Genomic DNA, 12,615 nt, shown 5'->3' with positions numbered 1-12,615 from the left:
CCTATCCGGTGTTCCGGAGGTTTGTGCGAAATACCCGCCTGACCAGGCACTCTCAGTGCTCGCTCCGCTGCCTGAGCGCGGTCCTGGCCGTGTTGCGGATCCGCTTGGTACGGCCGTTCGCGGCGAGGATCTCCATGGCCTTGCCGCTCGGCGCGGCGGCGGCCTTGAGCTGCAGCCAGTCGGAGGACGCGAGCAGGTCGCCCGGGTGCCACGGCTGCTCCAGGCCGATGGCTCGCAAGAGGGACCACTCCCACAGGCGCCTGGTCAGGAAGGGCCGGTTGAGAACAACGTGCTTCATCGTCTCCGCCCACGCCGGGTAGGAGGGTTCGAGGCAGAGGTCCGCGGCACGGCGATCCAGGTGCCGTAGCACGGCGGACTGGGCCATCGACCGGTCGGCGTCGGTGAGAACGAGGCCGACCAGGTCGGCCTCATCCGCGTCGGAGACCCGCCGCAGCTCGTCCACGTAGACCGCGAAGCGGACGTGCTCGTCCGGCTCCTGCATGGCCTCCTGGACGTTCACCCGGTTCCCTCCCGTCGCTCGACCCGAACGTCACTCTCGCAGGCCCGCCCCCGCCGGGTCAGCCCTTGGCGGCCTTGGCGCCGTCCTGCTCGCTGTCGGCACGAGCCGTCGACAGCGTGCCGCCCGCACTCTCGAGGTGCGCCCGGACGAACCACTGGAACTGCTCCAGATCCCGCAGCTGTTCGATGAGCAGGTCCTCCGTCGCCGGGTCGATCTCCCCGACGACCTTGATCCCGGCGCGCACGTCCTCGATCACGCCCGTGTAGACCACGTCCAGAGCGCCGAGGTGAGCGATGGCGTCCTCACGGCCGATCGAGTAGTCGTCCCAGGTCCGCTCCTTGACCAGAGAGCCCGGCGTGCCCTGCGCGACTCCGCCGAGCGCGGCGATGCGCTCGGCCACGTCGTCGGCCATGTCGCGCACCCGGTCGACCTGAGGGTCGACCATCTGGTGCACGGCGATGAAGTGCGGTCCCACCACGTTCCAGTGGACGTGCTTCAGCGTCAGGTGGAGGTCATTGAGGGCGTGCAACCGCAGCCGGAGGACGTCGATGATCCGACCGGCGGCAGCGCGCTCGATGCCCGGCACCGTGTACTTGGGGGTGAGATCCCTTGCCATGTCCGCAACTCCTTCTCCGTAGCGTGAAGTCGGAGTTCAGGTGCCCTGCTTTCGCGACCACAGACCTGTGATCTGGCTTTCACCCACTGAACGGACCACCGCGCCGGGCCCGGTCGGGTGAGGCGGTCGGCGCGGCTCAGGCCACTCGGACGCCCACGATGCAGGTGTCGTCGTCAGTGTCGGACTTGCTGTAGGTGAGCAGACGGTCCAGCTGCTGTTCGAGCGTGGGCGGAACGGTGCGCGCAGCCGCAAGCAGCTGGGTCAGCGATTCCTCCACGGAACGGTCACGGCGTTCGATCAGACCGTCCGTGTACATCAGCAGCGTGTCGTCGACGGCCAGTTGGACCTCGTGCTCCTGGTAGACCGCCTCGGGTACGGCACCGAGCAGCATGCCCTTCACCAACGGCAGCGGCGTCGCTTCGCTGTCACGCACCAGGACCGGCGGCAGATGGCCGGCCCTGGCCCAGCGCAGGGTACGGCGCTCGGGGTCGTACAGGCCGCAGACCGCCGTGGCGGTGACGGCGCCGGTCAGATGGTGGGCCACCATGTTGAGCCAGGCCAGCAACTGGGCCGGTCCGGCGCCTGTCACGGCGAGTCCGCGCAGCGCGTTGCGCAGCACGACCATGGTGGTGGCCGCCTCGATCCCGTGCCCGGCGACGTCTCCCACGCACAGCAGCACCAGCCGGGACGGCAGCACGACCGCGTCGTACCAGTCGCCGCCGACGAGCTGCTGGGTCTCCGCGGGCCGGTAACGCACGGCCACGCGCAGCCCGGGAGCCTCCAGCGGGGCCTGCTCCGGCGGCATGATGGCGTGCTGCAACTGAAGGGTGAGGCGAGCGCGTTCGATGGCCTGCTGCTCGGTGTGGGCAAGCTGGTCACGCGTGGCGGCGAGCGCGACCTCCGTCCAGTGGTGGGCGGAGATGTCCTGGTAGGCGCCCCGTACGACGAACAGCCGACCGTCGGAGTCGAGTTCCGGCTCGGCGACGACACGGATGTGCCGAGTAACCCCGTCCGGCCGCTGGAGCCGGAAGGCCGTGGACGCGGGACGGCGGTGGTGCATCAGAGTGCGCAGGAATCTGCCGATGGCGACCGCGTCGTCGGGGTGGGCATGGGCCGGCAGGTTCTCCAACGGGATCGGACCGCTCGCGGAGGGCTTGCCGTAGAGACTGTAGAGCTGGACGTTCCAGGTGATCTCGCCGGTGAGGAGGTTCTCCTCGAAGCCGCCGATGCGGCCGAGGCGCTGGGCGTGCTGCAGCAGGCTCGCCAGCCGCGCCGTTTCGTCCTCTATGCGCCACAGGAGCAGGACGCTGCCGCCGTGCCGACTGATGTTGATGTCGGCGACCGCTGCCAGCGGGACCTCATCGACCAGTGCGGTGAGCCGCATACGGTGGGCACGGAACGGCTCGCCGGTGGCGTAGACACGTTCGATCTGCTCGAACAGTTCGCTCTCGCCGGCGACCATCGGGTAGGCCTCCAGCAGCGTGGAGCCGTTGACCACGCTGCGCGGCCGGCCGGCCGGGTCCAGGAAGCGGCTGTTGACGTGGTGGATGTGGAAGTCGACGAGTTCCCCGGTGGCGTCCAGTCGGGGGACGAGCACCAGCGCCGGGTCGTGGAGGCCGTCGGCCAGGTCCATCAGCTCGGCGACGTCCGGCAGGACTGCGGGCCGCGCGGCGCCGTCGGGGTGGTGCGGGGCGGACGTCTCCAGGGTGTGCGCACACAGCTCGGCCAGGGCCTCGACCTGACGGACGATCTGCGGCGGCTGAGGCGCGAGCGGTGCGGGCCAGACGATCTCCAGTACGCCGTGGATCCGGCCGCCGGTGCCCGCCGGCACAGCGACCCGGCCGCCGTCGGGGTAGTGGTGCCGGCCGATGGAGGGCAGCCCGGTCTCCGACAGACAACCGATCCACTGGCCCGTTCGCTCGCCGAGCCCACGACGCGCCACGGTCGCCACACCGGGCGGCACATATCGCCAGCGCCCCGCCTCCGCGAGCGAGAATCCCGCGCTGCCCGCCAAAGTGAGCGACCCGTCGCCGCCCAGCGTCCAGATGGCCACTGCTTCCGCGCCGAGGGGCCTCAGCGCGTGCTCCATCAGGGAGTCGGCCACGGCTTGGGCGTCGCGGGCGGCCAGCGCCCCGCTCTCGGCGGCCCGCAGCCGTACGGCGGAGGAGTCGCTCCTCGGCGGGGCGGTGGCGTCGGTGCCGCCCACCGTGGTGGCGAGGAACGCGGAGGTCACTTCGGAGAGCCGGTCGCGCGAGGCCTGGTTGATGACCTCGACGGCGAACTCGAGCGGTGTCATGCCCGCCTGCTCGGTCAGCTCGGCGAGCTGTCGCGCAGCTTGCGCCGGCCCGCACCTGAGCCGCTCGACGAGGATGCCCTTGGCCAGCTCGGTCAGGGCACGCCCGTCCGCCTCCGCCTGAGCCGCCCGCACCTGCCGTCGCAACCGTTCCACGGTCGCCGCGAGCCTGCCGACGGGGGAGGGGCGACCGTCTCCGATCTCTCTTTCCACGTCGACCCCAGCCGTGGGGTCGCCGCGGCCGGCGACGGGTGCGGGCACGGGCCGGCCGATGGGAAGCCGTTCGCTGTCTTCAGCCGGAACACCGGCGGATTCCGGGTCGGTAGGTTGATGGGGATGGGTCACGGTTGACCTGTTCCTCGGCTCGGACGTCCGGGGACGCCGGATGGTCGGCTGGTGCGGACGGCGGCGTGACGGCCCGTCACACGGACAGCCAGTGCTGGACGCGTCCGATGAGCTCGTTGGTGTCGACAGGCTTGGTGACGTAGTCGTTCGCGCCGGACGCGAGACTCTTCTCCTGGTCCCCGGGCATGGCCTTCGCGGTGACCGTGATGATGGGCAAGTTCGCGTACTGCGGCATCGCGCGGATCTCCGCGGTGGCGGCGTAACCGTCCATCTCCGGCATCATCACGTCCATCAGGACCAGCGAGACGTCCGTATGAGCCAGCAGCGTCTCGATGCCCCTGCGGCCGTTGTCGGCGTGCAGGACACGGAAGCCGTGGAGCTCCAGCGCCCCGCTGAGCGCGAAGAGGTTGCGCGCGTCGTCGTCGACCACGAGCACCGTACTGCCGACGAAGGCCTTGTCGACGACCTGCGCGATGGGCCGCTGGGGTTCCTCGACGCGTACCAGCGACAGCACGTCGCCCGGCTCCTCGGCGGACAGGTGCAGGGTGATGCGTTCGCGCAGATCGTCCAGGCTGGAGAGGAAGTCCAGCGGGCGGCCCTCCGCGCGGGAGCGCAACATCTGCTCCTGCGCCAGGTCCACGTGATGACCGGTGTGCACGAGCACCGGCACGCTGGCCAGCGCCGAGTCGCCCTCCATGGCCTGCAGCAGACGCGCGCCCTCGTCGTCGGGCATGTCGAGCTCCAGCACGACGCAGTGGCAGGGTTCGGCGGCCAGGGTGCTCGCCGCTTCCTGCGCCCCGACCGCCGTGATCACGTCGATCGCCCCGAGCGGGTTGTGGGGGTCGGTGGCGATGTCCGCCACGGCGCGCTCGGCGACCAGGGTGAGCAGCCCGCGTGGACGGCCCTCGACGACGAGCAGACGGCGCCTGCGCTGCTCGGGAGCCTTGAGGGCGGCGGCCTCCGGCGGGGAGGCCGGCAACAGCTCGGCGGCGGTGGCATGCGGCTGGTCCGCCCCGAGGTTGCCACCGTCGAGCAGATCCTCGAAGTCGGCGCGTGTCACCGGGAGGTAGAGCGTGAAGGTGCTGCCCTGGCCGGGCGTGCTGTCGACCGTGACGGCGCCGCCGAGCAGATAGGCGATCTCCCGGGTGATCGACAGACCGAGGCCGGTGCCGCCGTACTTGCGGCTGGTCGTGCCGTCCGCCTGCTGGAACGCCCCGAAGATCGTCTCGAGCTGCTGCTGAGGGATGCCGATGCCGGTGTCCTTCACCCGGAAGGCCACCACGGGCGCGCCGCGCAGGACGCCCACGGGCACCTCCCGGTCCGCGGCGGGTTCGATGCGCAGCTCGACGCCGCCCTGTTCGGTGAACTTCACCGCGTTCGACAGCAGGTTGCGCAGGATCTGACGCAACCGGGAGCCGTCGGTGAGCAGATCGGCCGGGGTGCCCGGCGCGGTGGCCACCGTGAAGGCCAGACTCTTCTGCGTCGTCATCGGCCGGAACGTCGCCTCGACGTACTCCAGGAGCTGGCGCAGCGGAATGCGCTCGGGGGCGACGTCCATCTTGCCGGCCTCGACCTTCGACAGGTCGAGGATGTCGTTGATCAGCTGCAACAGGTCCGAACCCGCCGAGTGGATGATCCCCGCGTACTCGACCTGCTTCGGGGTGAGGTTGCGCGAGGGGTTCTGTGCCAGCAACTGAGCCAGGATCAGCAGGCTGTTGAGCGGCGTACGAAGCTCGTGGCTCATGTTCGCCAGGAACTCCGACTTGTACTTCGACGCCAGCGCCAGCTCCTGCGCACGCGTCTCCAGCTCCTGCCGCGCCTGCTCGATCTGCAGGTTCTTGGCCTCGATGTCGCGGTTCTGCGAGGCCAGCAGGGAAGCCTTCTCCTCAAGTTCCTCATTGGAGCGCTGGAGCTCGTCCTGCTGGACCTGCAACTCCTCCGAGCGCGCCTGTAGTTCGGCCGTCAGCCGCTGGGACTCGTCCAGCAGCTCGTCGGTGCGGGCGTTGGCCACGATCGTGTTGAGGCTGACGCCGATGGTCGGCATCAGCTGGCCAAGGAAGTCCTGGTGGATCTGGGTGAAGCGAGCGATGGACGCCAGCTCGATGACACCGAGGACCTGGTCCTCGACGACGATGGGCAGGACCACCAGGGCGCTGGGCACGGCCTGCCCGAGGCTGGAGGAGATCGTCACATAGCCCGGCGGCAGTTCCTCCACGCTGATGGGACGGTGGTTGCGTGCGGCCTGCCCGACCAGGGAGCGCCCGACGCGGATGCGCTCGGGCCGGCCGGTGTCGTCGGGATAGCCGTACGAGCCCACGAGCCGCAGGTCGGGGCCGCCCTCGGTGTCCTCGGCGAGGTAGAAGGCGCCGTACTGCGCCGAGACCAGTGGCGCCAGCTCGTCCATGACGAGCTCGGCGACGACGGGCAGGTCGCGGTGGCCCTGCATCAGTGCGGAGATCCGGGCGAGGTTGGTCTTCAGCCAGTCCTGCTCCTGGTTGGCCCGCGTGGTCTCACGCAGGGACCCCACCATGGAGTTGATGTTGTCCTTGAGCTCGGCGACCTCGCCCGATGCCTCCACGGTGATGGAGCGGGTCAGGTCACCCTCGGCGACGGCGCTCGCGACCTCGGCGATCGCACGGACCTGGCGGGTGAGGTTCCCGGCCAGTTCGTTGACGTTCTCCGTCAGCCGCTTCCAGGTCCCCTCGACTCCCTCCACCTCGGCCTGTCCGCCGAGCCGTCCCTCGCTGCCGACCTCGCGGGCCACGCGGGTGACCTCGGCGGCGAACGACGACAGCTGGTCGACCATCGTGTTGATGGTGGTCTTCAGCTCCAGGATCTCGCCGCGGGCGTCCACGTCGATCTTCTTCGACAGGTCACCATTGGCCACCGCGGTCGTGACCAGGGCGATGTTGCGGACCTGCCCGGTCAGGTTGTTGGCCATGGAGTTGACGTTGTCGGTGAGGTCCTTCCACGTACCGGCCACGTTCGGCACGTGCGCCTGACCCCCGAGGCGTCCCTCGGTACCGACTTCGCGGGCGACACGCGTGACTTCGTCGGCGAACGCTGAAAGCGTGTCGACCATCGTGTTGATGACGTCCGCCAGGGCAGCGACCTCGCCCTTGGCCTCGACCGTGATCTTCTGCGAGAGGTCACCGCGCGCGACGGCCGTGGCGACCTTGGCGATCGAGCGGACCTGGCCGGTCAGGTTGGACGCCATCACGTTGACGTTGTCGGTGAGGTCCTTCCACGTCCCCGACACGCCCCGGACCGTCGCCTGGCCGCCCAGATTGCCCTCGGTGCCGACTTCACGGGCCACGCGGGTGACTTCGTCGGCGAAGGCGGAGAGTTGGTCGACCATGGTGTTGATGGTGGTCTTGAGCTCCAGGATCTCACCGCGGGCGTCCACGGTGATCTTCTGCGAGAGATCGCCCTTCGCGACGGCAGTGGCCACCTGGGCCACGTTGCGGACCTGCGCGGTGAGGTTGCCCGCCATGAAGTTCACGGAGTCCGTGAGGTCGCGCCAGGTGCCCTTCACGCCCTTGACGTCCGCCTGTCCGCCGAGGCGTCCCTCGGTGCCGACTTCTCGGGCGACGCGGGTGACTTCGTCGCCGAAGGCGGAGAGCTGGTCGACCATCGTGTTGATGGTGTTCTTCAGTTGGAGGATCTCGCCGCGGGCGTCCACGGTGATCTTCTGCGACAGGTCGCCCTGCGCGACCGCGGTCGTCACCTGGGCGATGTTGCGGACCTGGGAAGTGAGGTTGCCCGCCATGAAGTTGACCGAATCGGTCAGGTCTCGCCACACACCACCGACACCGGGCACCCGGGCCTGTCCGCCGAGGCGCCCCTCGCTGCCGACTTCTCGGGCGACGCGGGTGACTTCGTCGGCGAAGGCGGAGAGCTGGTCGACCATCGTGTTGACGGTCTCCTTGAGCTCCAGGATCTCGCCGCGTGCGGGCACGTCGACCTTCTGCGACAGGTCGCCCTTGGCCACCGCCGTCGCCACCTGCGCGATGTCACGCACCTGTGTGGTGAGGTTCCCCGCCATGGCGTTGACCGAGTCGGTCAGATCGGCCCAGGTCCCCGAGACGCCCGGCACCTCGGCCTGGCCGCCCAGCGTGCCTTCGGTACCCACCTCCCGCGCCACTCGCGTGACTTCCGAGGTGAAGACGGACAGCTGGTCCACCATGCCGTTGAAGACCGTGGCGATGTCGCCGAGGAGACCCTCGCCGTCCGGCAGCCGGGTACCGAAGTCACCGTCCCGTACGGCGGTCAGTCCGGCCAGCAGTTGCCGTAGCTCCTGCTCGCCCGGGGGTCCGTCGACGGCCTCGATCATCTTGCTGGTCATGCGCACCCTCGTTCCGCTCCCCAAGAGCCCTCACCCCGAGGACTCGGAACCGCGCCGGGGCTGTGAAGGCCCCCTCACCGTCCGGTTTCCGCTGTTCACACGGCTCGACCGGATGAGAAAATCCCGTGAAGATTAACTCAGTTGCCGGGCGACAACAAAAGCCCGATGCGGACGTTCCGGCTGAGTGGAAACCCTCCCCTCCGCAAGGCATGTCCGGCGGGATACGAGGTACTCGGCGGGGTTCGCCCGGCCTTCGGAAGCGGCGAACGGGTCTCCGCGTGGCGTCATGTGCACCGGCCTCGGGGGTACCCGGGACCGCATGCCGAAGAGGGTGATGCATGCAGGCCTTGCTCTGGCGTTCTTTGCGCTGCTGGCCGTGGTGATCCGGTTCGGAGGCGGGGGAGTCGGCTGGGGCAATGCCTTGCTGGGTGCGCTTGTGGCGACGCCGCTCGGTCTATGGATGATCTGGTTGCGCCGTCGCATGACGGAACAGGCGCAGGAGTGGGGGCGACGGAGGTTCCGACCGTGGCCTGAGGAGCGGCGCCGCTGAGACCTGGGGCCGTGGAGACAAATGCGTCGGTCTGCTCAGCCCTCCGCGGGTGGCGCCGTGGGCCGGTCCCACCGGCTTTGACTCGGGGGAGCGGCGGTGCCGTAGGTGGGCCGACAGCACAGCTGCTTCCCGGTGGCCGACCGGTGCGTGATTTTGAGCGCGTTCAAATATAGTCGGGGTCCGGCCAACGAGGCCGGATGGCGGCTGCCGGGGGTATGCGGGGAGGGGTTGGAGTGGGCCGACAGTTGTGGTGCGCAATCGCTTGCACAGGGGCGGTAGCGGCGCTGACGGTGTCATGCGGCTGGGCCGCGGCGATCCATGCTGCGGAGATTTCGGCGGACCAGGTTGACGGGCGATGGACCAGCGAGGCGGGCACATCCCTGACCTTCCACGAGGATCGCACCTTCACCGCTGAGCACTTCGACGAGTTGCCCGTCGCCCATGACTGCGAGAACCCCTCGGCCTTGTCGTCCGGCCACTGGGCTTTCTATGCCCCCGCTGAAACCGACCAGACCAACACCGCTGAGGAGACCGGAGCACGCGGCACCGTGCTGTCGCTGATCTTCTCCACCGGAGACTGCGAGGTGGACGCCTTCCTCTTCGGTGACGAAGACGACCCTGTGATGTGTCCGACCGGGGACCCGGATGCCGGCTGCCCTGGTGACGGCTATCTCCACCGAAACCAGGCCACGGCTTCCGGCACCTGAAGCGGCCGGAACCCAGCCGTCACTCAGCGTGCGCCCACCACGGACGCCGAGCCAGAGCCCGAGAATGGACAGGGGATGTTCGCCACTTCGGGAGGTACGACACTCTGGCGCTGTTCGATCGCTGCCAGACGGCTAGAAGATGTCGGCCGACCCTTCCTGGAGGTTCTCGAGGATCGTGCGTATCCATGGGCTGCGAACGGCCGGTAGCCGGACCAAGGTGTGCTGGAAACTTCCTCGGTCGGCGCGGAACAGGTAGTTGGGGCGCGGCGGGAGCGGGTCGTCGCGGAGCACGTCTTGGGGGATGCCGCCCGATGCGGGGACAGGCAAGTACGGGTGGGGAGAGACCAGCCACAGCCACACCCCCAGCGGCAGGGGCACCGGGTATGCCGATGCGGCCGGGCCGGCGGGAGTCCAGGTCTGTCCCGTCTGGGGATGGACCGGTACGAGGAGGATGTCGACGTCCGCACCGGCGGAGGGTTCTCCCGGTCCAGCCAGGACGGCGCGTCGCCTCGGGGGGCCTGCGGGCAGCAGGGTGTCGAGCGAGCGTTGGAACACGTCCGCGGTCAGACCGTTGGGGACCTTTACCGGCTGCCCTTTGGAGGCCACCAACAGGTGGGCGAGCGTCTGGCCGGCTGCCGCCTCCCATTGCGGACTCCACGACCAGTAGTGGCTCGACCCAAACCGCCCTCCCCACGTGCCAATCGCTTCGAACGGGGGCGTGCTCTCCCCCCTCTCCACCAGTTCCGCCCAGGAGTACGGCGCCGTGTGGACACCATCGACCAGGACGCGGCGCACGGCGTCCGAGCCGAGCCGCACTGCCTGCCACAGCGAGCAGTCGTCGATCCTGGTTGCCACAGGCAGGTCGCACGTCTCGCAGGCCATGTTGGGCCCGTCGGCCCCGTCGAGGCCGCAGCAGGCACCGCCGCGCTTCTCGGGAATCAGCCGGGTTCCGCGGATATCACCGGGAGCGATGACAATCGCCCCGGGCGTGCTGTCGGACAGGGCGTAGACCGGCGCGTAGATGCCGCGTGCTTCCGCCTCGCCCGGATCGATCTCGTCCCACATCCGCCACGGCCCTCCCCAGGGGTCCGGGTCCACGGCAAACGTCCCTGACTCCATGAGCACCGGTAGTTGGACCCCATTCCCGTACGTCTGACGGGCATGGGCGGGAAGGGGGACCTGAGACAAAGGGACTGTCAGCTCGGCACCGCAGCGCGCACAAATGAAGACGAACAAAGGCCCTCTCCGTAAGGGAAACAGCTGCATGGTCGCAGCTCGGCGGCGGCCCGCCAACGTGAATTCTCATCCGCCGTGGGAACGCCACCCGCGAACCGCGTCTTGTCGCCGGCGCAGTCCCTTCTTCGGGTTCGCCGCGGGTTGTTCAGGTGAGGGAGCGGGTTTCTGAACAAACGGGCGGCCGCTGGAATCGGTACATCGGGGCCACCAGCCGCCCGACTCGGATCCGTGCTCACCAGCGCGTCCGGGCTCCGGCGGCGGCTGGAACTCCCGTCGTACCGTTTCCAACCCATCGAAGGGCGATGACGTGAACCGTATCCGCCGACTGACAGCCGCCGGCCTGCTGAACACCGCCGGTACGGGCCGCCGGGCCACGACGACTGCCGTGACGCTGGCCATGGCGGGCACACTCGGGTTCGGCCTGATGACGCCGGCGTCCGCTGCCAACGGGCCCTGCTACGACGGGCGGTGCAAGACCACCGTGTCGGCGCCCAAGACCATCAAGGTGGACAGCCGTAAGTTCGGGTTCGGGAGTTTGAAGATCACGGGTGTCAGCTCCCGATCCGTGAAGATGTCGGCCGCCGGCGGGAGCCTTACCGGCAGCACCAGCCCGGGCGGCACTGTCAAGTTCAACAACCTGAAGATCTGGGTGAAGTCGGTCTCCGGCAACAAGGCCAACCTGCAACTGTTCCCCACGAGGTACTGAGCTTGTCGTTGATCCCCGGTGCGTTCGTCTCGCGCCGGGGATCAGGGGGCATGGGGCATGTCTGCTGGAGGAGTGTCCGGTGTTTGCCCACTAACAGGCTGACTTCTTTGTGTCATCGGTCTGTACGGCAGCCGAGCAGCTGCGCAGGAGACTGTCGGTCATGACCTCGCCCGGCGAGCCTGTGGATCAGGCGGGCCGGGGTGGTCGTGTACACGACGACGAACAGGGGATTGCAGCCGTGAGTGTGCAGCAGTACGACGAGATCGGCGAGGCATTCGAGGGATTCAAGTCCCTGCCGTTGACGCGCTATGGGGAGGTGCCGAGCTTCCTGGGCTTGGTCGGGGACGTGAGCGGCAGGTCGGTTCTCGACCTGGCGTGCGGCACCGGTTTCTACAGCAGGGAGTTCAAGCGGCGTGGCGCCACGGATGTGTTTGGTGTCGACATCTCCGTCGAGATGATCGCCGCGGCACGGGAGTTCGAGCAGCGGGACCCGCTGGGTGTGCGCTATGAGGTCGGTGACGTGGCCGAACTGCGGCCTTTCGACCGGCGCTTCGACATCGCGGTGGCAGTGCAGTGCCTCAACTACGCCGAGGACATCGCGGCTATGGAGCGGATGTGCCGCAACATCCACCGAAGTCTCGTGCCGGGTGGAGAGTTCTTCGTGTTCGCGCAGAAGCCTGACTACCGCTTCGATTGCCCGTCCCTGGACAAGTACGGGTTCCGCTGCGAGCCGACCGGCGAGCAAGGGGAGACGGGTCCGCAGGTGCGGGTCACGGCTCTCCTCGACCCGCAGCCAGTCAGCATCGTCGCCAATGCACCGCGCCGCGAGGTCTACGAGCAGTGTCTGCAGGCGGCCGGATTCAGTGAGGTGGAGTGGGTTCCACTGCAGGTGGCCGAAGCCGGCATCCGCGAGTTCGGCGAGAACTTCTGGGCTGACCTCCTCGCCTACCCGCCGCTGGAGATGTTGCGCTGCTGCGCATGACCGGCTGACTGGCCGGGGATGGGTGCGGTTCTTGGGGAGTCGTACGCCTTATCGGCCCGCACCCCGGTCCGGGTCCTTGCGCGATCGCCCCAGGTCGAGCTGGGTACCCGGATTGGCTCCAGGACCGGCTCGACTGCGGGGAACCCGCGCTGCGACGGGCAAAGGGAGGCGCAACGGCGGGAACCACGAACCACTACGTGAGCTCGGCAGCGCCTCCGGACAAGGGTGGGCCTGGCGCCCGGCCCCTACGAGCTCCGCCCCGCGCGTACCCGATCTGTCGGTGAACGTTGAGCCTCATCCGCGTTGCCGTCGACG

The 12,615-nt window shown here is 68.9% G+C and carries 8 protein-coding genes; 3 read left to right on the top strand and 5 right to left on the bottom strand.

All coding sequences use genetic code 11. From position 1 onward, the window contains the following. Window positions 1-52 precede the first annotated feature (52 nt). From AB5J55_RS01380 to AB5J55_RS01365, 4 genes are all read right to left on the bottom strand, one after another. Window positions 53-520, bottom strand: a complete 468-nt coding sequence (locus tag AB5J55_RS01380; RefSeq protein WP_369268849.1) for a hypothetical protein — start codon at window positions 518-520, stop codon at window positions 53-55. A 58-nt stretch (window positions 521-578) separates the two neighbouring features. After that, window positions 579-1,136, bottom strand: coding sequence for a Dps family protein (locus AB5J55_RS01375; protein ID WP_369268848.1), 558 nt, complete (start codon window positions 1,134-1,136; stop codon window positions 579-581). A 136-nt stretch (window positions 1,137-1,272) separates the two neighbouring features. Then, complete coding sequence (locus tag AB5J55_RS01370) at window positions 1,273-3,642, bottom strand: PP2C family protein-serine/threonine phosphatase (RefSeq protein ID WP_369276048.1); 2,370 nt, start codon at window positions 3,640-3,642, stop codon at window positions 1,273-1,275. A 208-nt stretch (window positions 3,643-3,850) separates the two neighbouring features. Further along, window positions 3,851-8,119, bottom strand: a complete 4,269-nt coding sequence (locus tag AB5J55_RS01365; protein ID WP_369268847.1) for a HAMP domain-containing protein — start codon at window positions 8,117-8,119, stop codon at window positions 3,851-3,853. Window positions 8,120-8,902: 783 nt separating this feature from the next. On the opposite strand from AB5J55_RS01365, the gene AB5J55_RS01360 reads away from it, so the two are divergent. After that, the gene (locus AB5J55_RS01360; protein ID WP_369268846.1) at window positions 8,903-9,376 is read left to right on the top strand and encodes a hypothetical protein; all 474 of its coding nucleotides are present in this window, start codon (window positions 8,903-8,905) and stop codon (window positions 9,374-9,376) included. 132 nt (window positions 9,377-9,508) lie between these two features. Here the strand turns inward: AB5J55_RS01360 and AB5J55_RS01355 are convergent, their stop codons facing one another. Next, the gene (locus tag AB5J55_RS01355) at window positions 9,509-10,612 is read right to left on the bottom strand and encodes a hypothetical protein (protein WP_369268845.1); all 1,104 of its coding nucleotides are present in this window, start codon (window positions 10,610-10,612) and stop codon (window positions 9,509-9,511) included. 307 nt (window positions 10,613-10,919) lie between these two features. Here AB5J55_RS01355 and AB5J55_RS01350 point away from each other — a divergent pair, with 307 nt between their 5' ends. Both AB5J55_RS01350 and AB5J55_RS01345 read left to right on the top strand, forming a co-directional pair. Next, window positions 10,920-11,318, top strand: coding sequence for a hypothetical protein (locus AB5J55_RS01350; RefSeq protein ID WP_369268844.1), 399 nt, complete (start codon window positions 10,920-10,922; stop codon window positions 11,316-11,318). A gap of 238 nt (window positions 11,319-11,556) precedes the next feature. Beyond that, window positions 11,557-12,300 (top strand): class I SAM-dependent methyltransferase, encoded by a 744-nt coding sequence (locus AB5J55_RS01345; RefSeq protein ID WP_369276047.1) that lies wholly within the window; start codon window positions 11,557-11,559, stop codon window positions 12,298-12,300. The last annotated feature ends 315 nt before the right edge of the window (window positions 12,301-12,615 follow it).

It is taken from the genome of Streptomyces sp. R11 (assembly GCF_041051905.1).
In the GTDB taxonomy this organism is placed as follows: Bacteria; Actinomycetota; Actinomycetes; order Streptomycetales; family Streptomycetaceae; genus Streptomyces.
This window is presented reverse-complemented; position numbering and strand designations above follow the sequence as displayed.